22 protein-coding genes are annotated in these 24,087 nt (G+C 60.2%); 13 read left to right on the forward strand and 9 right to left on the reverse strand.

All coding sequences use genetic code 11. From position 1 onward, the window contains the following. Window positions 1-852, reverse strand: a complete 852-nt coding sequence (locus tag ACRRSD_RS27355) for an STAS domain-containing protein (protein WP_435036371.1) — start codon at window positions 850-852, stop codon at window positions 1-3. A gap of 247 nt (window positions 853-1,099) precedes the next feature. Here ACRRSD_RS27355 and ACRRSD_RS27360 point away from each other — a divergent pair, with 247 nt between their 5' ends. Beyond that, the gene (locus tag ACRRSD_RS27360; RefSeq protein WP_150651223.1) at window positions 1,100-1,363 is read left to right on the forward strand and encodes a hypothetical protein; all 264 of its coding nucleotides are present in this window, start codon (window positions 1,100-1,102) and stop codon (window positions 1,361-1,363) included. A gap of 309 nt (window positions 1,364-1,672) precedes the next feature. On the opposite strand, the gene ACRRSD_RS27365 is transcribed toward ACRRSD_RS27360, so the two are convergent. Both ACRRSD_RS27365 and ACRRSD_RS27370 read right to left on the reverse strand, forming a co-directional pair. After that, entirely contained in the window at window positions 1,673-2,194 is a 522-nt protein-coding gene (locus ACRRSD_RS27365) for a DUF4142 domain-containing protein (RefSeq protein WP_007912543.1), read from the reverse strand. A 30-nt stretch (window positions 2,195-2,224) separates the two neighbouring features. Next, window positions 2,225-2,401 carry a hypothetical protein gene (locus ACRRSD_RS27370; RefSeq protein WP_435036372.1) on the reverse strand — a complete coding sequence of 59 codons (177 nt, stop codon included), beginning with the start codon at window positions 2,399-2,401 and terminating at the stop codon, window positions 2,225-2,227. Between ACRRSD_RS27370 and ACRRSD_RS27375 the strand changes: the two genes are divergently transcribed. Continuing rightward, window positions 2,400-2,642, forward strand: a complete 243-nt coding sequence (locus tag ACRRSD_RS27375; RefSeq protein WP_038368920.1) for a DUF465 domain-containing protein — start codon at window positions 2,400-2,402, stop codon at window positions 2,640-2,642. The genes ACRRSD_RS27370 and ACRRSD_RS27375 overlap by 2 nt on opposite strands. A 109-nt stretch (window positions 2,643-2,751) precedes the next feature. After that, a complete protein-coding gene (locus tag ACRRSD_RS27380; RefSeq protein ID WP_007912545.1) occupies window positions 2,752-2,916 on the forward strand; it encodes a hypothetical protein in 165 nt (54 codons plus the stop codon). A 146-nt stretch (window positions 2,917-3,062) separates the two neighbouring features. Here ACRRSD_RS27380 and ACRRSD_RS27385 read toward each other — a convergent pair whose 3' ends face one another. The 4 genes from ACRRSD_RS27385 to ACRRSD_RS27400 all read right to left on the reverse strand — a co-directional run bounded on the left by ACRRSD_RS27385 (window position 3,063) and on the right by ACRRSD_RS27400 (window position 8,214). Beyond that, window positions 3,063-4,139, reverse strand: coding sequence for an SMP-30/gluconolactonase/LRE family protein (locus tag ACRRSD_RS27385; protein WP_435036373.1), 1,077 nt, complete (start codon window positions 4,137-4,139; stop codon window positions 3,063-3,065). Beyond that, a complete protein-coding gene (locus ACRRSD_RS27390; protein WP_435036374.1) occupies window positions 4,136-5,281 on the reverse strand; it encodes a sterol desaturase/SRPBCC family protein in 1,146 nt (381 codons plus the stop codon). Before ACRRSD_RS27390 ends, ACRRSD_RS27385 begins: the two co-directional genes overlap by 4 nt. A gap of 112 nt (window positions 5,282-5,393) precedes the next feature. After that, on the reverse strand, window positions 5,394-6,257 hold the full coding sequence (locus tag ACRRSD_RS27395) for a LysR family transcriptional regulator (RefSeq protein ID WP_435036375.1): 864 nt from the start codon (window positions 6,255-6,257) through the stop codon (window positions 5,394-5,396). A 238-nt stretch (window positions 6,258-6,495) separates the two neighbouring features. Continuing rightward, window positions 6,496-8,214: a hydrogenase maturation protein gene (locus tag ACRRSD_RS27400; RefSeq protein WP_435036376.1), complete on the reverse strand. Its 1,719-nt coding sequence runs from the start codon at window positions 8,212-8,214 to the stop codon at window positions 6,496-6,498. Window positions 8,215-8,509: 295 nt separating this feature from the next. Here ACRRSD_RS27400 and ACRRSD_RS27405 point away from each other — a divergent pair, with 295 nt between their 5' ends. The 10 genes from ACRRSD_RS27405 (at window position 8,510) to ACRRSD_RS27450 (ending at window position 22,742) form a co-directional block, all read left to right on the forward strand. Then, window positions 8,510-9,016, forward strand: coding sequence for a sigma-70 family RNA polymerase sigma factor (locus ACRRSD_RS27405; protein WP_435036377.1), 507 nt, complete (start codon window positions 8,510-8,512; stop codon window positions 9,014-9,016). Continuing rightward, window positions 9,013-9,960, forward strand: a complete 948-nt coding sequence (locus ACRRSD_RS27410; RefSeq protein WP_435036378.1) for a FecR domain-containing protein — start codon at window positions 9,013-9,015, stop codon at window positions 9,958-9,960. Before ACRRSD_RS27405 ends, ACRRSD_RS27410 begins: the two co-directional genes overlap by 4 nt. Before the next feature lie 91 nt (window positions 9,961-10,051). Beyond that, window positions 10,052-12,961 (forward strand): TonB-dependent receptor domain-containing protein, encoded by a 2,910-nt coding sequence (locus tag ACRRSD_RS27415; protein WP_435036379.1) that lies wholly within the window; start codon window positions 10,052-10,054, stop codon window positions 12,959-12,961. 270 nt (window positions 12,962-13,231) lie between these two features. After that, a complete protein-coding gene (locus ACRRSD_RS27420; RefSeq protein ID WP_081500502.1) occupies window positions 13,232-13,708 on the forward strand; it encodes an antitoxin Xre/MbcA/ParS toxin-binding domain-containing protein in 477 nt (158 codons plus the stop codon). Beyond that, window positions 13,705-14,208: an RES family NAD+ phosphorylase gene (locus ACRRSD_RS27425; protein WP_095120991.1), complete on the forward strand. Its 504-nt coding sequence runs from the start codon at window positions 13,705-13,707 to the stop codon at window positions 14,206-14,208. Before ACRRSD_RS27420 ends, ACRRSD_RS27425 begins: the two co-directional genes overlap by 4 nt. 118 nt (window positions 14,209-14,326) lie before the next feature. Continuing rightward, complete coding sequence (locus tag ACRRSD_RS27430; RefSeq protein ID WP_435036380.1) at window positions 14,327-16,981, forward strand: TonB-dependent receptor; 2,655 nt, start codon at window positions 14,327-14,329, stop codon at window positions 16,979-16,981. Between the two features lie 225 nt (window positions 16,982-17,206). Further along, entirely contained in the window at window positions 17,207-19,048 is a 1,842-nt protein-coding gene (locus tag ACRRSD_RS27435) for an extracellular solute-binding protein (RefSeq protein ID WP_435036381.1), read from the forward strand. Continuing rightward, on the forward strand, window positions 19,035-20,099 hold the full coding sequence (locus ACRRSD_RS27440) for a microcin C ABC transporter permease YejB (RefSeq protein ID WP_435036382.1): 1,065 nt from the start codon (window positions 19,035-19,037) through the stop codon (window positions 20,097-20,099). Before ACRRSD_RS27435 ends, ACRRSD_RS27440 begins: the two co-directional genes overlap by 14 nt. Continuing rightward, a complete protein-coding gene (locus ACRRSD_RS27445; protein WP_435036383.1) occupies window positions 20,099-21,121 on the forward strand; it encodes an ABC transporter permease in 1,023 nt (340 codons plus the stop codon). Before ACRRSD_RS27440 ends, ACRRSD_RS27445 begins: the two co-directional genes overlap by 1 nt. A gap of 1 nt (window position 21,122) precedes the next feature. Next, window positions 21,123-22,742, forward strand: a complete 1,620-nt coding sequence (locus ACRRSD_RS27450) for an ABC transporter ATP-binding protein (protein WP_435036384.1) — start codon at window positions 21,123-21,125, stop codon at window positions 22,740-22,742. Window positions 22,743-22,884: 142 nt separating this feature from the next. Here the strand turns inward: ACRRSD_RS27450 and ACRRSD_RS27455 are convergent, their stop codons facing one another. Further along, on the reverse strand, window positions 22,885-23,202 hold the full coding sequence (locus ACRRSD_RS27455) for an SCP2 sterol-binding domain-containing protein (protein WP_007912567.1): 318 nt from the start codon (window positions 23,200-23,202) through the stop codon (window positions 22,885-22,887). 63 nt (window positions 23,203-23,265) lie between these two features. Further along, complete coding sequence (locus ACRRSD_RS27460; RefSeq protein WP_435036385.1) at window positions 23,266-23,976, reverse strand: histidine phosphatase family protein; 711 nt, start codon at window positions 23,974-23,976, stop codon at window positions 23,266-23,268. Window positions 23,977-24,087: the final 111 nt, after the last annotated feature.

Raw genomic sequence — 24,087 nt, forward strand, 5'->3', positions numbered from 1 at the left:
TTATACCGTCTTGACGAGGCTGACACCCAGACGGGTCAGGGCCAGTTTCAGCGCATCGGCCAGATTGGCCTTGGTCACCACGCCTTGCAGGTCGAGGCCGAGGTGGACGATGGTTTGCGCGATCTGCGGACGCACGCCGCTGATGATGCAGTCGGCGCCCATCAGGCGAATCGCCGTAACGGTTTTCAGCAGGTGTTGCGCGACCAATGTGTCGACGGTCGGCACGCCGGTGATGTCGATGATGGCGATTTCCGAACCGGTGTCGACGATGCGTTGCAGCAGCGACTCCATCACCACTTGCGTACGCTGCGAGTCGAGAGTGCCGATCATTGGCAGGGCGAGTACGCCGTCCCACAGCTTGACCACCGGGGTCGACAGCTCCAGCAGTTCTTCCTGCTGACGCTTGATCACCGCTTCGCGGGATTTCTGGAAGGTGCGAATGGTGTGCATGCCGAAGGCGTCGAGCAGTTCGGAGACTTCCCAGAGCTGTTCGGCGAGCAGCGCAGGCTGGTCTTTGTAATGGCTCTGCAGCAGGTTAAACAACGGGCCTTTGAGGGCGAAGATGAAACTGGCGGTCTGCTGCGAATCCTGGCCGAGCAGGGCGCGGCTGTGGGAGAGCTTTTCGAGAAACTGGCGGGTGGTCTCCCAACCGGGTGCGGCGATGTTGGTGCCGTTGTCGTTCTCGATGCCACTGACCACCAGTTGCAGGAACTCGCTGGTCTGTTGCTGCAGATCGTGATCTTTCAGGTTACGCGTGGCGCCGCTGGCTTGCAGGCCATTGATCCATTCGCCCAGCAGTTGTGCTTGTTTGTTTTTCATCGCATCGAGTGTGCTGTTCTGCAGTGCTGCCATGTGCCTGTTGCTCCGTCGCGAATTGGGGGGCGATCGTGAAAATGATCGCCGCGAAGTGATCGACATTTGCCGTTCGAAATAGTTGTTCGTTCACGCACGCATATTTTTGATCTGGCGCAAGTAACGTCCCGGTAACTCTAGTCGGCGGGGCCGCAAGCGGCGATGTTTTGAACGATGGCGCGGAGCAGGCTTCGAATCTTTAACACCCGGCGGATGTGTGTCGGGGTGTCTGACCAACGAGGTGGCCATGAACGAGCAAACGAAGCAGAGCCAATCTGGCGAACCGATCAATCGCAATGATCCGGCGATCGACCCGCAGGTGCCGGGGCAGCCGGTGCCGACGCAGCAGCAGGGCGATGGCGGGCAGGCGCAAAGTGGCGATCCGGCGGTGGATCAGAAGAACAAGCACACGGACAACGACAATGAGTTCAGTCCAGGCTTCGAACCGCAGCCGGATCGGGCGAAGCCGGGGGAGGAGACGGATGCCGATATTGATACCGATGGCGGTTGATTTCGGCGGATATGACAAGGCCGCATCTATCTGGATGCGGCCTTTTTTTTCGCTTGAGTCTGGTAGTGTGGTTTAGACCGATCCCCCTCACCCCAGCCCTCTCCCCCAAGGGGGGCGAGGGGGAAAGGGAGCCGATCTCGGTGCCTTTCAAAAGCCAGGTTCGACTCGAGATTTCAGGTCAGCGGCTGTTCATAACCTGAGTTCAAGCAAGACTTTCAGGTCGGCGTAACTCGAACATCCAACTCGGTCGGCTCCCTCTCCCTCCGGGCGGTCCGACGTTTCGGGAGGGCTGGGGTGAGGGTAAAGCTTTTACTTGCTCGGATGCTTGGCCTGCAGCTCCTTGGCCGCCGCCAGGTGTTTTTCCAGCGCCGGCAGCATTTTCTGCGCAAACGCCTTCAGTTCAGGAGCGCCTTTGACCTTGTCATCAGTCACGGTATTGGCTTGTTTCTTGAACAGCTCGATGGTCTCTTCGTGCGCCTTCACCTGATTGTTGGCGTAAGCGGCGTCAAAGGATTCATCACGCACTTCGAGGATTTTTTCCTTGGCCTGTTTGACCAGTGTCGTGGTGTCCGGAACTTCGATGTCGTTGGCCTTGGCAATGGTCGCCAGCTCATCGTTGGCCTTGCCATGGTCGGTAATCATCATATTGGCGAAGGCCTTGATGTCGGCCGATTGGCTTTTTTCCAGCGCCAGGCGACTGGTTTCGATTTCAGCGATCCCGCCGGCCGCGGCATTATCGACAAAGTCATTGTCAGTGGCGGCAAACGCGCTGCCCATGCCGCTGCTCAAAGCGACAGCCAAAACCAGATGACGCAGGTTGAATCCGTCCATTGGTGTATCTCCACGCAGTTGTTGTTGGTGTTAACCAATGGAGGCGATGCGGCGAAAAAAGGTTTGATCGCATTTGCGACAGGGCGACGAACGGGCACCGCTGGTCTGACAGGTGGTCGACAGAACCGTGTAACCGAGGCCATTCTGATAGCTGGCCAGCGCAATCGGTCGCGTTGGCCAGCCGATCAACTGACGGAGGTGTTCCATGCCGGTTCCCCATGACCTGTTTCAGGACTTGAGTTGCACGAAGGAAGAGATCCAGCAAAAACGCACCCAGGATCCACGACTGGATTCACTGATCAACAAGTACTCCCAAGCCGATGCAGAGGTGGTCAAGGCCGAAACGGCCACTTCAGATGCCCCCACCGACGACGCATTGAAAAAGCTCAAAGAGAAACGCCTGAAGGTCAAAGACGAAATCGTCAGCCATTTACAGGCGCCTTCCTGATTCTCCAATGATCCGCCGACCTACGGTTGCGGATTGACGGGAACGACAGCCACGACCGGCACCTCGAATGTACAGAGTCTTCCATCAGCGACTCTTTGCGAGGTGCCTTATGAACGATCCGAAATTCCCCAGTGAAGAGCAGGGCGCATTCGACCCGGTTCCCACGCATCCAGAACCCAACAGCCCGGCGCATACCACGGCCAACCCAGAAGAACCGGACGAGGATCTTCCTGAAGACGAAGATCCGGACAAGTTCGACAAGTCGAGCAACTGACAGACCGCATTCGTCGGAACGCCGCCCGGAGCAGGCTCGCTCCCACAGGGTTCTTTTCTGACCACAGCATTTGTGCTCAACACAATCCAATGTGGGAGCGAGCCTGCTCGCGAAGACGTCAGTCCGTGCAATTCAAATACTCAGGTTCACTCAAGGGCCGCATCCAATGGCATCCGCGCCATATGCGTCGCCTTCAAGGAGCCAAAATACAACCACGGCCCATACTCGCGCACCGTGGTAATCGGCGAGTAATTGCCGTTGCTGGCATCCTGCAGATTGGCAATCACCTTGCCCTCCAGATCCAGCCCCAAGACAAACCCGCGCTTCTCCACTGGTTTCGGCAATACCGTCAACGCCCGCACGATCATCTTGCGCACGAATGGATGCCCCGCCGTGCCATCGAGCAGAGCATTGCGCGGCGCGTACAACGCCACCCAGAACCGATTGCTGCCATTGAACGCGAGGTTGTCCGGCAGCCCCGGCAAGTTATCGATGAACAAATCGTGAGTGCCGGCTTTCGGCCCGGTCAGCCAATAGCGGCTGATGCGATAAGCGCCGGTTTCGTTGACCAGCACATAAGCATCGTCCGGGCCGAGGGTCACGCCGTTGGCGAACTCAAGCTTATCGAGCAGCACGCTGGTTTTACCGCTCTGAAAGTCATAGCGCAGCAGGCGTCCGTCGCCGCCGTGCTCGATGATCGCCTCGCCGTCGTGGCCGTAGCCCCAGCGGCTGGAGGCATCGCTGAAGTAGGCGTAATGCCCCGACTTGTCGATGGCCACGTCATCGGTGAAGCCAAACGCAAGCCCATTGGCATCAGTGGTCAAAGGAATCAATTGACCTTGCGCATCAAGGGACAGCAAGCCTTTGACCCCATCGGCAATCACCAGCAAGCCGTTCGGGTGCCGGGCCAGCCCAAGTGGGCGTCCACCGGTGTCGGCGAGGACTTTGCGTTGCTGGCCGTCGAGGCTGGTGCGGATCAGTCGGCCGTCGTGCAGCCCGGTGATCAGGAAGTCACTCTCCAGCAGCAAGGCTTCCGGCCCTTCGATGTCGCTCGGCCCGACCTGCGCTGCGGCTTTGAGTTTCTGGTTCTCGGCGTAGAGACCTTCTTTTAGCGATGGCGCCGGCTGCGGTGTCCAGGCCACCGGTTCGACTTTGGTGGGCATCAACAATAGGAACCCGATAACGATGAGCACCAGCAACAACAGCAGATGACGAAGCTTCACGCGCTGGCCCTCGCCGAGGCCAGGTATTTCGCGGCCATGTCGCGCAGCGCCAGCATCGACGCGGTAGATTCGCGCTCGATGCGGCGCTTGAGCAGCAGGTGATTGGCGATGCGCATGCCCAACCCGTCGAAGCGATAATCCAGCGTGCGGACAAATCGTGTACCGCTGTCGTCGGCGCTGCATTCATAGGTCAGCAGCAACGACAGTCCATGATCGCCTTGCGCTCGCGCGCACCAGCGTCGACCGGGCAAATACTCGGTGACTTCCCAACTCAAATGGCCTTCGCGCCCGCCGGCATGAATGTCCTCTTCAAAGCGCGAGCCTGCGTGCAGTGGGCCGTGGGCGCCATCAATCTTCAGCGACGAGGGATGCCACTCCGGCCAGCGCCCGACACTGGCGGCGTAGGCAAGTACGGCATTGGGTTCGCCAGCGATGTCGATCGTGTGCTGGATGCGGGTCATGGGCATTCTCGCGTAGCTCAAAGGGGCGGTTTCCGGCTCCCGGTAAAGGGTGCCGAACAGGTAGTCCATCAACGGCAGGACGATGTTGAAATTGCGCTCCTGCATGCGCTCGCGGCGGTGATGCAACTCGTGCAAGCGGCGCATCTGGCGGATCCATGGCAGGCGTGCCAAAGGGTTGTCTGCCGGCAAATGCTCGCAGGCGTGGAATATTTCGTAAGTCAGATAACCCAGCACCATGCAACCGCCGAACAGCCCGGCAACGTTGCCGTTTACCTGCGCCAACAGCCACCACAGCGGCAGGGTAATCAGCAGTGTGTGCAGCACGATCAGCCACGCGGGGAACAGGATCACCCGCCAGTCGCGGGCATTTTCGTAGGTCATGTGGCCGGGCGTGAAAAAACTGTGATGATCGCCGGCATGCCGGGCGTAGAACATTTTTGCGAAGGTCTTTTTGTGGTGACCGAGATGGCGGTGGACCATGTACACACCGAAATTGAACAGCAGCAGGGTCAACGGCACCGTCAGCCATTCCAGCAAGCTGACCTGCTGCACGCTGCTCCAGAACGCAGCAATGGCCAGCACACCGAACAGCAGCACGAAGGCGCCATGCAGCCACGGGTTGTACAGCGGATGAATGGCCGCGCGGTAGCGGTTGCGGAATATCTCGGTGGTCTGCCTCACTGCGGTCACCTGCGGGTATTGTTGTTATACCCGGCAGATTAGCCGATCCGGCCGTTTGTGCAGGCCGGACCTTGATGGCACATGCGCCATGCTCCGGTGCAAAGCTGCCGGTTCAGCTCAGCGGGTTCCAGCGTTGCGACCAGTCGTCATCGGTGCGGATCACTTCGCGCAGCAGATTGAAGGCTTGCTGCAGCGTCGCCGAATCGCGATCACGTGAGTAAACGAGGTAGGTCGGGTAGCCAAATTCCGGGGCTTTGGTCACCGCTTCCAGGGCACCGTTTTCCAGATAAGTGCGGACCACGCGGGTGCGGAAGTAACCGCTGCCGCCGTGTTCGAGAATGTATTGCAGGGCCAGCGGGCCGAGGTTGAAACTCAGCGCCGCTTTGGCTTTTTCCGGCAGGGCGGCGTCATGCTGACGGCGGAAGTCCGGGCCCCAGTCGATGTAGACGTAGGGATCGGGACGATCGGGGGCGCGCACCAGAATCAGTTTTTCTTCCAGCACCTGCTCGACCTGCAAGCCCGGCCAGTATTCCGGCTGATAGACCAGCGCGGCGTCGAGCACACCGAGTTCCAATTGACGCAGCAGATTTTCGCCGTCGCGGATTTCCATGCGCAGGGCATGCCCCGGAATCTTTTCGCGCAGCTGCGCCGCCCAACTGAGCATCAACGGGTTGCACAGACTGACTTCGCCACCGATGTGCAGCACGTTGTGATAACCCTCGGGCAGCGGCAGGTCGCGGCGCGCGGCTTCCCAGGTCTGCACCAGTTGATTGGCGTAGACCACAAAGGCCTCGCCATTGGGCGTCAGTTTCGCCCCGGCGCGGTTGCGCACGAACAGCGTGCTGCCTAATTGGCTTTCGAGTTTCTGCACCCGGGCGGTGATCGCCGTTTGCGTGACGAACAGCTTCTGCGCGGCCGCGGCGAGGCTGCCGTGGCGGACGATTTCCAGAAAGGTGCGAGCGAGATCGATGTCCATGGGCGGGCCGGTGTTTGAGGTGCGGCATTGTAACGGCAAAAGCCCCTCACCCTAACCCTCTCCCGGAGGGAGAGGGGACTGACCGAAGTGTTTTGCGTCATACATCGACCTGAAAGACCGAAGCGATTATGGATTCAGTAGAGGTCGTTCATGTCGGCGAACCTCTACAGCATCCCCCAATCAGTTCCCTCTCCCTTGGGAGAGGGCTAGGGTGAGGGGAAAGCAGTCACCGCCAAAATCAACTGGCCAACTCGGTCAAACGCACCCGCGCCCATTCCTCAATCAACCGCGCCGGCGTGCCACACACCTTGCGCTTGTAGACAAAATTTCGGCACTTCTCGGCAAATTGATTGCGGTTGTAGAGCATGTCTTCCTGCATCTCCTGCAACTCGGTTTCGCGGCATTGCTGGATCAACACCTGATCAACCCGCGCCTTGCGCTCGCGCACCGCCGCATAGGTCGGATCGCTCAGCACGCCGTTGGCCCGTTGCAGCAACCACAGAGAAAACTCGTCCGGGCAGCGCGGGCCGATTTCCTGAACCATGCCCAGTTGCCACGCCTGCACCGCGCTCACCGGCAGACAGGCCTGGGTCAACTGCTCGGCCATCGCCGGGCCGACCGCGCGGGGCAGGCTGTAGGTCCAGTATTCGGAACCGTACAACCCCATGCTTTTGTAATGCGGATTGAGCACGATATCGGCGCGGGCAAAGACAATGTCGGCCGCCAGCGCAAGCATCACGCCACCGGCGCCCGCGTTGCCAGTGACGCCGCTGACCACCAGTTGCCGAGCCGTCAGCAGTTCTGCGCAGACATCGTCGATCGCCTGAATATTCGCCCAGGCTTCGGCACCGGGATCCTGCGCGGCCTGGATCACGTTCAAATGCACGCCGTTGGAAAAACTGCCGCGCCCGCCCTTGATCAGCAACACCTGAGTCTCACGGGACTTGGCCCAGCGCAGCGCCGCGACCATGCGCTGGCATTGCTCGGTGCTCATGGCGCCATTGTAGAACTCGAAGGTCAGCTCACCGACGTTGCCGGACTCTCGATAACGAATCGGTTGATACGCTTCGTCACTGAACGGCTGCGTGGCGACCGACCAGTCCAGCACGGGCACGTCGCTCAACTGCCCGGCCAACAAGTGCCGCGCCGGTTGCTTGAAGGTCTCCTCGCCGGGTTGCGGTTTGCGCCGCAGTGCGCCGATCCACAGGCTTTGATCGCCGGCCGCGACCAGCACCGCATCGTCATGCACCGCGAGAATATCGCCGGGCATGCCGCTGCGCGAATCGAGGTGCGCGTCGTACACGTAATACTGACCGCCGGCCAGACTCGCCAGCACGCCCGGCTGGCCGTCGGCGGCATCAATGCAGCGTTTGATGAAGCGCGCGCAGTCGTGCCAGCTGAAACTGCGGTCGACCTGTTTCATGTTCGGCTGCAAGCGCCCGCGCACTTGCGCATCGGCATAGTCGAGGGCAACCGGCTCAAAGCCTTCGACGAATTTCTCCACCACTTCGCGAATACAACGAATCGCCGCATCACTGACCCGACCGTTGTACAGCTCGGATTTGCGCAGGCCCGCCGGCAGGTTGAATTCGCAAGTGGCCCAGACCGGCCCGGCGTCCATTTCCTCGACCGCTTGTAACGCGGTGACGCCCCAACCCGGCAGCTCGTTGGTAATCGCCCAGTCGAGGGCACTGGCGCCGCGATCGCCGACGATGCCGGGGTGGATGATCACCACCGGCCGCTGGGTATTGCTCCACAGCGCCTGCGGTACACGATCCTTGAGGAACGGGCAGATCACCAGGTCCGCGCCGCTGTTCTCGACCTGTTCGCACACAGCCTGTTCATCGGTAAACAACACGACGCTGGGTGAGTGCCCGGCCTCGCGCAGTTCCAGCCAGGCACGTTGGGTCAGGCCGTTGAATGCCGACGACAGCAGAATGATGTTGAGTGATCGCATGATTGCTCTTCCTTGAGTGGATTCAGCCGCGGCTCTCGGTGAGCCGTCCCTGGCCTTCGATGGAGCCGCGAGATTAATCAGTGGTCGGCCGTGCGCCAGTGACCGAGGTCAACGTTCTGTCAGCCAATGTTTCTGTGGCGACGAAGCGGCTTATGCTCAATGGTTTGCTTGTGCTGATTTTTTATTACTTCAAATGTCTTCGAGGCTATTGCACAGTCGCGCCTGATCAGAGCCGGACGATCCCGGCAGAACGATGGTTTTCGCAGCGGGTGGGACCCGTTTCAGGGAGCAAGGCATGGGTGGATACAACCCGCATTACCAGGTCATCGGGCAGATGTTCCAAAAGGACTATCGCTGGCTGTGCGCTGCCGTTGGCCGCACGCTGGGTTGCCCGCACAGTGCGCAGGACATTGCCTCGGAAACCTTTTTGCGGGTGCTGGCACTGCCGGACCCCACGGCTATTCGCGAGCCACGTGCGCTGCTGACCACCATCGCCCGGCGGCTGGTGTACGAAGGCTGGCGCCGTCAGGACCTTGAACGCGCCTATCTGGAGAGTCTGGTGCTGGCGCCCGAACCGGTGCATCCATCCCCGGAAGAACGGGCGCTGGTGATCGAAGCGCTGCTGGCGGTCGATCGCCTGCTCAATGGATTGTCGGCCAAGGCCAAAGCGGCGTTTCTCTACCACCAACTCGACGGCTTGACCTACAGCGAGATCGGCGAGCGCCTCGGGGTGTCGACCAGTCGTGTGCAGCAATACATGGTCGAAGCGTTCAAGCGTTGCCATCAGGCAATGCAGGCATGAGGCCGGACGAGGCGGTGATCGACGAGGCAGCGCAATGGCTGGCGTTGTTGCAGTCGGGCGAGGCGGGCATGGCTGAACGGGCAGCGTTTGAAGCGTGGCGGGTTGCCGATCCACGCCATCAACAGGTCATCGAGCAAATGGGCGGCGGCCTCAATCTGCTGCGTAACCCGAGCCTGCGCAGCGTACCGCGCGGCAGTTTGCTGCACAGTCTCAATGCGCCGTCGAGCCGTCGACGCTTTATCAGCGGCAGTCTGAGTGTGCTCGGTGTTGCGCTGTTGGCCGGGTTGCTCGGGCGACGTTACGGCTGGCTGCCGGAGGCGGGGGAGCTGTCGACCGGGACTGGTGAGCGCCGTAACTTCACCCTGGCGGACGGCAGTGCGCTGACGCTCAATGCGCGCAGTCGTGTGGTGCCTTTGTTTGACCGTCATCAACGGCTGCTCGCGTTGCGCAGCGGTGAGTTGCTGGTCGATGTGGCGAAAGAGCCGACGCGGCCCTTTGTGGTCGAGACCGAGCACGGTCGCATGCGGGCGCTGGGGACGAGGTTTGTCGTGCAGTACAGCGAGGAGGCGACGCGATTGGTGCTGCTCCATTCGCAGGTCGAAGTGGTCTCCGCCAGTGGCGCCCGGCAAGTGGTACAGGCTGGCGAGAGTCTGCTGTTCAACGGCGCCGGGTTGCTGGCGCTGGAACGCAGCAACGGCCAGGAAAGTGCCTGGGTGCAGGGGCGTCTGGAAGTCCGCGACCGGCCTCTGCGTGAGGTCATCGACAGCCTGCGCCGCTATCGTCGCGGCATCTTGCATCTGAGCCCGGAAGTCGCCGACCTGCGCCTTAGCGGCCTCTATCCGCTCGATGACAGTGAGCGCACGTTGCAATTGCTGGAGCGCTCGCTGCCGATCCGCGTCACTTGGCATAACCCGTACTGGGTGAGTATCGACGCGCGGTTATAAACCCATAACTTCTTGGCCTAATCGCCGCCCTATAAAAAGCGCTGGCCCGCTGCTCATTCCCTGCAGATGCCTTCAACAGGGAAAACCTTCGATGTTCTCATTCAAACAACAATTACCTCGATTGACCCTCGCCGCTGCCTTGGCGCTGGGCCTCAGTCCACTGGCGGCAGTCGCTCAGGAACCTGCTGCGGCGGTGTTCACCTTCGACATCGCCAGCGGACCACTGGATGAAGTGCTGCTGGACATCTCGCGGCAGAGCGGTGTGCCGATTTCGTTCAGTCAGGAGCTGGTGCAGGGCAAACGCAGTGCGGCAGTGCGCGGTGCGTTGGGCAGTCGTCAGGCAGTCGAAAAAGCCTTGCTCGGCAGCGGCCTGCAAGTCGAGCAAATCGCTCAAGGCCTGATGGTTCGAGAAGCCGATGGACCGACTAAAGTCACCAGCGTCGCGCCGGTCACCAGTGCCGATTACCGCATGGAAAAAGTCACCGTCACCGGCTCGCGCATTGCCCGCGCGCAAAGCGATGGCGCCACGCCGGTCAACGTCATCACCCACGAAGAAATGGAAGCGCGCGGCTATAAAAACGTTTACGACGCCCTCGCGACGCAAACGCAAAACACCGGCATGACCCAAGGCGAAGATTACGGCAACACCTGGCAACCGGCGGCCAGCGCGCTCAACCTGCGTGGCCTCGGCCCGAACCATACGCTGGTGTTGATCAACGGCCGTCGCGTGGCCGACTACCCGACGCCGTACGACGGCAAGGTCAACTTCACCAACCTGGCGAATATTCCATCGGCGGTCATCGAACGCATCGAAATTCTCAGCAGCGGTGCCTCGGCGATTTACGGTTCGGACGCGATTGCCGGTGTGGTCAACATCATCCTCAAGGACAAGATCAACGGCGTCGACGTCAATCTCAAAGGTGGCACCAGCGAACGCGGCGGTGGCGACAACCAGCGCTTGCAGATCAGCGGGGGCGGCAGCTGGGGGGATTTTGACGGCTTGTTCGGTCTGGAGCTGACTAACCGCGATCCGATCTGGGCCGATGACCGGGGCTTTATGCAAAACGGCCCGCTGGCGGACGTCGGTTACCGCCGCGACCTGAGCAACAGTCGTTATCTGGGGCCGGGTTGCGGTGCTTATCAGGGCACCTTCGATAACAAACTGGTCAACAGTGGCGGGCGCTGCCGCACCGATCAGATGTACAACGATTACTGGACCGTACAGACCCAGAAGGAAAACTACGACGGCTACACCCGCGGCACCTGGCATTTCAGCGACAGCGGCCAGGTCTTCGCCGATTTTATGTACGGCCTCGACCACATCCAGAACAACACACGCGGGCCGACCTTCACCTCGCCGGACTTCATCAACCAGAACAGCGGCAATCTGGAGCGCTGGTATCGACGCTTCGGTGAAGAGGAAATCGGTGGCCGCACAAGCAACAACAGCAAGTGGCGCGACACCTCGTGGACCGGCACCCTCGGTCTTTCGGACAAGATCGCCGACACCGGCTGGAGCTACGATCTGGCGGCCAATCGCTCGGAATATCGCAGCGTCAGAACCACCCGTTACACACCGCTGTCATCGATGCAGGATTTCTATCTCGGCCCGCAGTTGGGTGTGAGCGGTGGTTATCCGGTGTTCGCCCCGGACGCCTCGCGGCTCGACCGGCCGCTGACGCCGCAGGAATGGCAGCAGTTTCGCGGCAACCTGACCCAGAGCAGCAAATCGGTGTCGACCAGTTACAACGCTTCGGTCAACGGTGATCTGTTCGATCTGCCGGCCGGCCCCGTGGGTTTCGCCGGTGTGCTGGAGGCGGGCAAACAGGAATACCGCGTCGATCCGGATGACGGCCTCAATGACGGCACCTTTTACGGCGTAAGCCCACAGCAAAGTTCCGGCGGCTCGCGTAAACGTTATGCGGCGGGCGGCGAGTTCAGCATTCCGGTGACTGACACGATTCTGGCGACCGCCGCCGGGCGCTGGGACCAATACAAGTTCAGTGGCCGCACCGAACAGCAGAAAACCTACAACCTGGGGCTTGAGTGGCGCCCGGTGACGAGCCTGTTGCTGCGCGGCAGCTACGGCACCAGTTTTCGTGCGCCGGATCTGAATTACATCTATCAGTCCGACAGCAACGGCTACTACCCGGCGCAAATCGATTACTACGGTTGCAGTCAGGGCGTGGAGGGCGCCTGTGATCGCGGGCGCGTCGACTACACCCAAAGCGGCACGGCGAACCTGGAGTCGGAACGCGGTAAATCATGGACCTACGGCTTTGTCTGGTCGCCTTCGCGCAACTTCGATTTCTCCACGGATTTCTGGCGTGTCGAGATCGATGATCTGCTGACCACCGTCGATGAAAATCGCTTGCTGCAACAAGAGAACGAGTGCCGCAACGGCACCCAGGACATTAACTCGGCCAACTGCCAATCGACGCTGGCGCGCATCGATCGCAACGCTGGCAATGCTGCGGTCGACCCGAACCAGTTGAATCGCGTGCGGGTCAACGCGATCAACGCCGCCAGCGAGAGGGTCAGTGGTCTGGACTTCAAGAGCAACATCCGCTGGGGCGCCGGGCAGTACGGCGCGTTCAGTTCGGCGCTGGGCTATACCCTGGTGCTTTCGCATTACTACAAGGAATCGGAAGAAGCCCCCACGCAAGACTGGCGCACCTCACGCACCAACTACGACTGGCGCAGCAAGGTCAACGCCAGCCTGACCTGGGATTACCAGAAGGCCACAGCGACGCTGATGGGCATTCGTTACGGCTCGGTCACCAATGGCGCGGGAGACGGGCGTCTGTCGCCGTGGACGGTGTTCAACGCCAGTGCGCGTTACAAGCTCAATGACCGGGCGAGTGTCGGGCTGACCGTGAACAACGTGCTCAATCAGGTTAAACACGATGACTCGGCAGGGTGGCCGTATTACCCGACCGGCAACTATGACCCGTACGGGCGGCAATGGTGGCTCGATGTAAGTTATCACTTCGGCGGCTGATGGCGGGAATCTCACCTTGGCGTCCTACGGAAAAAGCCAGGTTTTGCGGCAGGCAGGGGATATTTCCGACGACTTTTTCAGGTTGGTCGTCGGAAGCGCGATCTATAGCATCGGACCTGACATTGAAGTCGCTGAGCGGCTTGAACGCTCAGGTTCCCAGATAAAGGATCGATTATGCGTACCCCACACATCGAGCATGAAACGCCTGCTTATTCCCTGCGTAACTTCTGGATCGACGATCGCGCCAGATGCCCCATGGAGGATGTCGCAATGCCCACGCCAAAAACGCCCCGGCTGACGGGGCTAAAGAAGGTCGCGGGCAAGCCTGTCGATTTGCTCGTGCATGGCCAGGACCTCGGTGACGATGCCATGCTGATTGTCCGCCTTACCGACCAGGGCTTTGAGCTGAGCGACGTCGTCAACATGCTTTCAACTTCCGAAATGTACCTGCGCGAAGACATGGTCAAACGCATCACCGGCAGGTCTGTCAGAACCGTGCAGCGGTTGTTGAAGGAAGGCAAATCGATACGGCTTGACTCGCAGCAGAGTGTCGTCGCCTACCAATATGCGCTGGTGCTGGAGATGGCCACTCGGGCGTTCGGGGGGCTGTCACAGGCGGAGATATGGATGCAAAAACCCACCCCTTACCTTAACGGCTACGTACCGTTGGAACTGACCCGCCACCCACTGGGTTTCCAGATGGTCGAGCAATACTTGTGTCAGCTCCTGTACGGGGGTTACCCATGAATCCCTTGCCCTGGGAAGGGCACTGGTATGGCTGGCGCCTGGATCAGGAGGCCTACGGAGAGACGTGGGACAGCGGGATGGGTTCAAAACTGAAGGGCGGTCGATGGAATGCGCCTGGCCGGCGAGTCGTCTATGCATCTGTCGACCCGTCCTCGGCCATTCTGGAGGTAGCAGCCAATAATAGTTTTGATGCACTGGACAGAGAGCCCTATGTGCTGACGTGCTTCGAGGTCATCCGCGATGCACGGGTCAAAGTCGTTCAGCCCGAAGAGGTACCGAATCCTTACTGGTTGAGTCCCGCGTGGCCGTCTCCCAATCAACAGCGGTTTGCCGACGCTTTACTGGATGAGCACCCATTTGTCCTGATTCCCTCGGCGGCAACCCGCCACTCGTGGAATCTGCTGGTGAGCTGCGACCTGGCAGAGGGGCAATTCAAGATGGTCTCCCAGGAGCGGTTTGGCCTGGATACCCGGTTGTTGAGGGAAGTGACATTGGCTTGATACGGACGCACGGCATTTTGTGCATAACCTCATCACCCAACGGTCTAAACCGGCCTCTATAAATCCTTATTCTTTATCGCACATCCCTGCATAAACCAAAACGCAGGGATGGCTGTTCATGATTCAGTTTTCACCCGTCAAATCACCTTTGAGCCTGGCCTTGCTGCTGGCGATCAACACGCTGCCGGCGATTGCCTCCGACAGCACGGCATCCGAACCGACGACTCAACTGCAGCGCGTCGAAGTCACGGGGACGGCAATCCGTCGGGTCGATGCAGAAACTGCCGTGCCGGTGACCATCCTGCGCGTAGAAGAGCTGCGCGAGCAGGGCGTATCCACCACCGAGGAACTGGTCAGCCGGATATCCGCCAACCAGTCTTCAGTGGGTTCCGGTCGCTCGGTAGGGTCGAGCAGTGGCGGCGCGTCGTATGCGGACCTGCGTGGCATTGGCCCGAATAAAACCTTGGTGCTGCTCAACGGCCGTCGTCTGAGCAACAACGCGACCAACGCAATCAATGGCTCGGGTGTCGATCTCAACACTATTCCGTTCGCCGCCATTGACCGTGTCGAAGTGCTGCGTGATGGCGCCTCGGCGTTGTACGGCACCGACGCGATTGGCGGGGTGATCAACTTCATTACCAAGACCAGCCTCACCGAAGGGCAGATCAGCACCAACTACGACACGCCGACCCATTCGGGTGGCGGTGAAAGCCGTAACTTCAGCGGCAGTTGGGGTTTCGGTGATTTGCAGGATGATCGCTTCAACGTGTTCGGCGTGGTCAGTTACGACAAGCAGCAACGCCTGGCCGCTGAGGATCGCGGCTACACCTACAACTATCAGCCGAACCGTGGACTCGACTACACGTCCGGCACCGCCTCGCCGGCCAACTGGAGTCAGGGCAGTAACGCCACTAACCCTTTGGCCGGCTCCGGCTGCAACGCACCGGGATTGCTGGCGCGCAACGGTATCTGCCGCCAGAGCTTGTGGAATTACCTCGATCTGGTGCCGGAAACGGAGAAGACTTCGGCCTTCGCCAAAGCCACCGGCAAGCTGTCCGACGATCACAACGTCAGCCTCGAATACTTCTGGGCGCAAAACGAAAACCGTACGCAAATCGGCCCCGGCACCTTGATGGGTAATCAGGTCAACCCCGGCACGGCGTTCTATCCGGGCAACGGCATCACCCCAGGGCCGAACGGTTTTGCCCTCGACCCGACGCAACCGGTCGATGTGAACTGGCGCGAAACCGCGGTTGGCGCGCGTCAGCACGAAGACGACAACACCAGTCAGCGCTTGCTGCTGAGTTTCGACGGCACGCTGGTCGGCTGGGATTACAACATCGGCGCTTCATACAACCAGAACAAAGTGGTCAACAGCATTCAGGACGGCTACGTCAATGACCGTGCCGTTAGCGCCGGTATTGCCAATGGCGTGATCAACCCGTTCGGCCCGCAGACAGCTGCCGGTTCGGCGCTGTTGGCGGCCAACGCGGTGGACGGCGATTACGCCACGGCGGTCGGGCGGGTGAAGGCCATCGACGGGCGCATCAGTCGTGAAATCGGCGACTGGTTCGGCGCCGGCCCTTCGGCATTGGCACTGGGCGGCGAGTATCGCAAAGAAGACTTCCATCAGGATTTCGCGCAGTTTGCCGGCGACGTGCAAAGCCTTGGTGTTGATCCGAACGGCAGCGTTGCCGGGGATCGCAGCGTCTCCGCCGAATACGCCGAGGTCAACGTGCCGGTGCTCGACAGCCTGGAACTGTCTGCCGCCGTACGCCACGACAAGTACAGCGACTTCGGCAGCACCACCAACCCGAAATACTCGTTCCGCTTCCAGCCATTCAAGGAATTGGTGGTGCGCGGTGCCTACAGCGAAGGCTTTCGCGCGCCGTCGTTGTATGAGTTGTACAACCCGACCTTTACCAGTTTCACCAACGCCAACTACAACGACCCACGTTTGTGCGCTGGCGGTAATCCGAGCAACGGCGGCATCGCCAACCGCGACTGCGCGCAGCAGTTCAATCGCACCAGCGGCGGCAATACCGACTTGAGCCCGGAGACTGCGCGTAACGTCACCCTCGGATTTGTCTACCAGCCGTTCGAGCGCCTGAGCGCCGGGCTGGATTTCTGGTGGATCGACATCGCCAACCAGATTGCCGAGTTCCCCGAGTCGGCGGTGTTCGAAAATCCTGAGCTGTACCCGGATCGCCTGATCCGCAAGCCGGACGGCTCCATCGATCACATCGTCACCGGGCTGGCCAACCTCGGCAAGATCAAGACCAATGGCGTCGATGTCAGCTTCGATTACCGTTTGCCGAGCACGCCGTACGGCAATTTCGGCATCGGCCTGCAAGGCACTTACGTCACCCGCTATGACTACCAGCAACAACTCAAGGGCGACTACATCGACAAACTGGGTGATTTCCGTGGCGGCGACTTTGCTTCGGCGGGCGCCGTGGCGCGCTGGCGGCACAGCCTCACCGGTAGCTGGAATTACGGCCCGTTCGGCGCTGCCCTGACCAACCGTTACACCAGCGGTTACCACGACTCCGATCGCGACACTCACGATTACGTCGGCTCGTACAACGTCTGGGATCTGGCCGGCACCTACACCTGGCGCAAAACCCTGAGCGTAACCCTCGGCGCGAAAAACCTGTTCGACCGCGAGCCACCGTTCAGCAACCAGACGTACACGTTCCAGAGCGGCTACGACCCGAAATACGGCGATCCGTTTGGCCGGACGCTGTACACGCGGGTCAGTTACAAGTTTTGAAAGTGGTCAGTTGTGGCGGGTTTTAGTCACCGATTGATCTAAAGCCTGCTCTATAAAAATCGCCGGCCTGTTGCACATCACAGGTAGGCAGAAGGTGTGTTGACTGCATTGACGCTTTCGCGAGCAAGCTCGCTCCCACAGGGATTTGAGTTCACAGAAGATCCATGTGGGAGCGAGCTTGCTCGCGAAGAGGCCGTCAGCGACACCGTGTAAAAGGATCTGCCCATGTTCTCCAGGCTCATTTTATTCAGCGCTTTCGCGCTTTTGACTCCGTTCAGCTGGGCCGCCCCGCAACCGGGGTTAACCGTGTACGGCGAACCTCCCAAATACGCCCCCGACTTCCAGCACCTGGCCTACGCCAACCCCGATGCACCGAAGGGCGGCAGCCTGCGCCGGTCTTCGCTGGAGAGCGGCCCGTTCGATCACCTGATTCCTTACACCGACAAAGGCACTGGCGTGGCCGATATCGATGGCTGGCTCTACGCGCCACTGGCCTATCGCAGCAAGGACGAACCCTACAGCGTCTATGGTCTGGTGGCGCAGCAGATGGAGCTCGATCCGGATCGCCGCTGGATACGCTTCTACCTGAACCCAAAGGCACGTTTCGACGACGGCACGCCGATCACTGCCCAAGACGTGCGCTACACCTTCAACCTGTTCATCACCCAGGGCAGCCTCAAATACCGCCAGCAGTTTCGCGATGTCGCTGAAGTCGTCGTGGAGTCGCCGACGCAGGTGCGCTTCCTCTTCAAGAACAACGACAGCCGCACCTTGCCGCTGGACCTGGCGACACTGCCGGTGCTGCCCGAACATTGGTGGCGGACACGTGATTTCGCCGAGGGTGGCGGTTTCGAGATTCCGCCGGGCAGTGGCCCGTATCGCATCAGCGCGGTGGATGCCGGGCGCAGCGTGAAATTCCAGCGGGTGCAGGATTGGTGGGCCAGGGATCTGCCGATCACTCGGGGCTTGTACAACTTTGATCAGTTAAGCGTGGAGTTCTTCGCCGACACCGACGTGTCGCGGCAAGTGCTCAAGGCCGGCGGCTTTGATTACAACCGTGAATTCTCCGCCACCAGCTTCACCATCGGTTACGCCGGGCCCGCGCTGGAACAAGGCAAATTGCTCCGTGAACATCTTGCGCCCGGTGCTGCTCAAGGCGCGCAGGGCTTTGTCTTCAACCTGCAGAAACCGACGTTTCAGGATCGTCGCGTGCGCCAGGCGATCGCCATGCTCTGGGATTTCGAATGGACCAACCGGCAGATGATGCGCGGCATGTACCTGCGCCAGCACAGTTTCTTCTCCCACAGCGCCCTGGCGGCCACCGCGTTGCCGGATGCCGAAGAGTTGAAGATTCTTGAGCCGTTGCGTGGACAGATTCCCGATGAAGTGTTCACCACGGTGTTTGAAGCACCGAAAACCGACGGCAGTGGCAACATCCGCGCTGAACAATTGCAGGCACTGAAACTGCTGGAGGCCGCTGGCTGGAAACCTCAGGGCGATCAGTTGGTGAACGCCAATGGCGAGCCTCTGCACTTCACGTTTCTCAATGGCCAGAAAGGTTTCGAACGGCTGTTATTGCCGTTCAAACGCAACTTGGCGCAGATCGGCATCGGCTTCGATATTCGTCAGGTCGACACCGCGCAATACACCAACCGCGTGCGCAATCGCGATTACGACATGATCGTCGCCGGTTACCCGGTGAGTCAGGCGCCGGGGCGCGAGATGTTCAATTACTTCGGCTCCGACGGCGCCGCTGATCCCGGCTCGAACAATTACATGGTGCTGCGTGATCCAGCCGTCGATGCACTGCTCGAAGGGCTGGTGCAGGCCGACAATCGCCAGAGTCTGCTGCGCCATGCTCATGCACTGGATCGGGTGTTGCAGTGGGGCTACTACTGGGTGCCCAACTATTACCCGCCGGGGATCTCCACGGTTTGGTGGAACCGTTTCGGCCGACCGGCGATTGCCCCGCTGTACGACGCCGGTCTCGACACCTGGTGGGAAATCAGCCCGACTGCACTGACGTCAGCGCAGATGCACAAGGAGTTCAGCCATGTGGGGTTATAGCCTGCGGCGTCTGCTGCTGATCGTGCCGACCTTGCTGGCGATCCTGCTGGTCAATTTCGTTATCGTGCAAGCCGCGCCCGGTGGCCCGGTGGAGCAGGCCATTGCGCGCTTGCAGGGCATTGGCGTCGGCGCGGCGGTGGGTTCCAGCCATGTCGAAACTGTTGGTGGCGAATCCCGCGCGACCCGAGGACTGGACCCGAAACTGGTGGCCGATATCGAGCGTCAGTACGGCTTCGACAAACCCGCCAGCGAGCGCTTGTGGCTGATGCTCAAAAGCTATGCGCGACTGGATTTCGGTCAGAGTTTCTTTCGCGGTGCCAGCGTCACCGAACTGATCTGGCAGAAGTTGCCAGTGACGTTGTCGTTGGGTGTGTGGGCGACGCTGATCACCTATCTGGTGTCGATACCGCTGGGCATTCGCAAAGCCGTGCACAACGGTTCGGCGTTCGATGTCTGGAGCAGTGTGGCGATCATCATCGGCTACGCGCTACCAGGGTTTCTCTTCGCGCTGTTGCTGATCGTGGTGTTTGCCGGCGGCACGGCGCTGGACTGGTTTCCGGTGCGCGGACTGGTCTCGGACAACTTCGCCGAGCTGTCGTCGTGGGCCAAGGTGGCCGACTATTTCTGGCACTTGGTGTTGCCGGTGATTGCCTTGGTCATCGGCGGTTTCGCCACGTTGACGATCCTCACCAAGAACAGTTTTCTCAACGAGATCTCACGGCTGTACGTGGTCACAGCGCGGGCCAAGGGACTGAGTCAACGGCAGGTGTTGTACGGCCATGTGTTTCGCAACGCGATGCTGCTGGTCGTCGCCGGTTTGCCGCAAGCCTTGGTGACGGTGTTTTTCGGCGGTTCGCTGCTGATCGAAGTGATCTTTTCCCTCGATGGTCTCGGTCGTCTCAGTTACGAAGCGGCGGTCGCGCGCGATTACCCGGTGGTGTTCGGCTCGCTGTTCATCTTCACCTTGTTCGGCCTGCTGATAAAACTGCTCGGCGACCTTTGTTACACGCTGGTCGACCCGCGCATCGACTTCACCGCGAGGGCTGCCTGATGCTGACGTTATCTCCAATCGGTCAGCGTCGCTGGGCGCGCTTCAAGGCGCATCGGCGCGGCTGGTGGTCGTTGTGGCTGTTTCTTGCGCTGTTCGGCCTGAGCCTCGGCGGTGAACTGGTGGCCAATGACAAACCGCTGCTGGTGACGTATCAGGGCGACTGGTATTTCCCGGCGTTCAAGCGCTACACCGAGCAGGACTTCGGCGGTGAACTGCCGTTTCAACCGGACTATCGCAGTGCTCAGGTGCGGCAGTTGATCGAGGGGCAGGGCGGGCGAATGTGGTTTGCGCCGATCCCGTTCGCGTTCGACACGGTCAATTACGACCTCACGGAGCCGGCACCGAGTCCGCCCAGTGGCGACAACTGGCTGGGCACCGATGATCAGGCGCGCGACGTGCTGGCGCGGGTGATTTTCGGCACGCGCGTGTCGCTGTTGTTTGCCTTGGCGCTGACCGCGGCGAGTGCGCTGATCGGCATCGCCGCCGGGGCGTTGCAGGGCTACTACGGTGGGTGGGTCGACCTGATCGGTCAGCGCGTGCTGGAAGTGTGGTCGGGGCTGCCGGTGTTGTACCTGCTGATCATTCTGTCCGGATTTGTCGAGCCGAATTTCTGGTGGTTGCTGGGGATCATGGCGCTGTTTTCCTGGCTGAGCCTGGTCGATGTGGTGCGGGCCGAGTTCCTGCGCAGTCGCGGTCTGGAGTATGTGAAAGCGGCGCGGGCGCTGGGTGTCGGCGATGCGCAAGTGATCGTTCGGCACATCCTGCCCAATGCCATGAGCGCAACGCTGACCTACCTGCCGTTCATTCTCACCGGCGCGATTGCGACCTTGTCGGCGCTGGATTTTCTCGGTTTCGGCATGCCGGCCGGCAGCGCTTCGCTGGGCGAGTTGATCGCCCAGGGCAAAAGCAATTTGCAAGCGCCGTGGCTTGGCCTGACCGCATTCTTTGCCTTGGCGCTGATTCTTTCGCTACTGGTATTTATCGGCGAAGCCTGCCGCGATGCGTTTGATCCGAGGACTTGATATGCCAGAACATCTGATCGAAATACGTGACTTGCGCGTCGCCTTCAATGGCCAATCTGTGGTGCACGGCATCGACCTCGATATCCGCCCCGGCGAGTGCCTGGCGCTGGTCGGGGAATCCGGCTCGGGCAAATCGGTGACGGCGCACAGCATTCTGCAATTGCTTGACCCGGCCATCACGCAGATTGACGGCAGCATCCGCTATGCCGGCGAAGAGTTGCTTGGCGTGCATGAACGCTACTTGCGGCAATTGCGTGGCAACCGCATTGCGATGATTTTTCAGGAGCCGATGAGTTCGCTGAACCCTTTGCACACGATTGAGCGGCAACTGGGTGAAAGCCTTGCGCTGCACAAAGGGCTGGCCGGGACGGCGGCGCGTCAGCGAATTGTGCAGTTGCTCGAACTGGTGGGTATTCAGCGCCCCCGCGAACGGCTCAAGGCCTATCCGCATCAGCTGTCGGGCGGTCAGCGACAACGGGTGATGATCGCCATGGCGCTGGCCTGCGAGCCGCAGTTGCTGATCGCCGATGAGCCGACCACGGCGCTGGACGTGACCGTGCAACGCAAGATTTTGTTGCTGCTCAAAGAACTGCAAGAGCGGCTGGGCATGGCGTTGTTGATCATCAGTCATGATCTGAATCTGGTGCGCAATATTGCTCAGCGGGTGGCGGTCATGCGTGGCGGATTGATAGTCGAGCAGGCGCCCTGTGAACGGTTGTTCAGTGCGCCGCAGCATCCTTACAGCATTGAGTTGCTCAACGCCGAGCCGGGGGGCGAGGCGTTGTGTCGGGAACCCGCTGAGGATTTGCTGGAGGTGCGTGATCTCAATGTGCGCTTCCGTTTGGGCGGCGGATGGCTGCGCGCGAAGTCGTACTTGCACGCGGTCAACGGCATCGACTTGAATCTTCAGCGCGGCAAGACCTTGGGGATTGTCGGCGAATCCGGTTCCGGCAAGTCGACGCTGGGCCAGGCGATTCTGCGTTTGCTCGACGCGCAAGGCAGTATTCGCTTTCAAGGCGAGGCGCTGGAGCATTTGAGCGGCAAACAACTCCGGCCGCTACGCAAACGTCTGCAAGTGGTGTTTCAGGATCCGTTTGGCAGCCTCAGTCCACGCTTGTGCGTAGAGCAGATCATCGCTGAAGGTTTACAGGTGCACAGCGATTTGAGTATCGGCGAGCGTGAGAGGGCGGTGATTGATGTGCTGCGTGAAGTGGGCCTCGATCCGGCCACCCGTCATCGCTATCCCCACGAGTTTTCCGGCGGTCAGCGGCAACGCATCGCCATTGCCCGGGCACTGGTGCTCAAGCCCGACTTGATCCTGCTGGATGAGCCGACGTCGGCACTGGATCGCACGGTGCAAAAGCAGATCGTCGGGTTGTTGCGACGTTTGCAGCAAGAACATGGCCTGACTTACCTGTTCATCAGCCACGATCTGGCGGTGGTGCGCGCGTTGGCGCATGACTTGATTGTGATGAAGGAAGGTGAAGTGGTGGAGCGTGGCGAGACAAATGCGCTGTTTCATTCGGCGCAGCACCCGTATACCCGGGAGCTACTGGCCGCTTCGTTCACTGACGACCCTATATCAAATGTGGGAGCGAGCTTGCTCGCGAATGCGATGTGACAGGCAACGGTGATGACGACTGAGTTGATGCCTTCGCGAGCAAGCTCGCTCCCACAGGTTTTGAGCATAAACAGTAGACCTCAGCGCCCGAATGTAAAAATCCCGCCATGAAGGCGGGATTCTTGTGTCACTGAACGCGATCTTACGACGGGAACAGCTCGGACAGTTTCATCGACAGCATCATGTCGCCTTCAACGCGCAGCTTGCCGCCCATGAAAGCCTGCATGCCGTCGGTTTCGCCGCTGACGATACCTTTCAGGGTTTCGCTGTCCAGCACCAGCGTGCAGTTGGCGTCCGGGTTTTCGCCTTCCTGGATATCGCAGGTGCCGTCTTTGACGATCAGCGAGTACTGCTTGTCTTCGTCAGTGATGTTGAAACCGAAGACCAGATCCAGACCGGCAGCAGCGGCTGGGTTGAACTTGGCTTGCATTGCTTTTACGGCATCGGCTACGGAGGTCATGGTTCGATCCTTTCTTGGTAATAGGAGCTGGTTGATTACAGCAAGGTTCACAGCTAACCGGACTCAACGGAAAGTGATGAGTTCCGGAGCCTTCAACAGCTGCAGATGTGCATGACTGTTGAAGGAGGCCAGAGCCACCTCGCGACCGCGAAACTTCAGTTGGTTGAGCGAGGTGTTGACGATTTGCCAGTTCAGTTCAAAGGCCTGTCGGGCAGGCATTTGTGTAATGAGGTGGAGCAGGGCGGTGATGGTGCCGCCGGAGGTGAACACGGCGATTTTCTGGTTTTTATCGGCCAGATCAAGAATCCGCTGCAGCCCGGCCTGAACGCGTTCGACGAAACCCAACCAGCTTTCCAGCCCCGGCGTGTCGTAAGTGCCGGCCAGCCAGCGCTCGATGATCAGGGCGAAAATGCGTTGGAATTCGCCACGGTTCTGCGCGGCGTTGCGCAAGATGTCGAGGGCTTCCGGCTCGTCCGCCAGCATGTCCGGGAGCAGGGCACGGATAACCGCGTCGGCATCGAACTCGTTGAATGCGGAGTCGGTTTCCAGGGTTGGTATCGGCAAGCCTTTGGCGGCGAATTGCGCCATCGCGCTGGTGGCCGTGTGTTGCTGACGACGCAGGTCACCGGCGAGGCAGCGATCGAAGCTGATACCCAGTTCAGCAAGGTGCTCACCGAGGATTTCTGCCTGGCGCACACCGGTCGGCGACAGGACGTCATAGTCGTCTGCACCAAAGGAGGCCTGGCCATGTCGAATCAAGTAGATGCTGCCCACGTCCGCGTCATCCCGGTACGTTGAAGGTTGTGGCGAGGTTATGAGGATGACGGGTAGCTGTCAATGAAAAAACATACGCTTGTTTGAAATGCCCGTTACAGGGGTGTTGCC

The organism is Pseudomonas neuropathica (assembly GCF_051174785.1).
GTDB classification, from domain to species: domain Bacteria; phylum Pseudomonadota; class Gammaproteobacteria; order Pseudomonadales; family Pseudomonadaceae; genus Aquipseudomonas; species Aquipseudomonas neuropathica_A.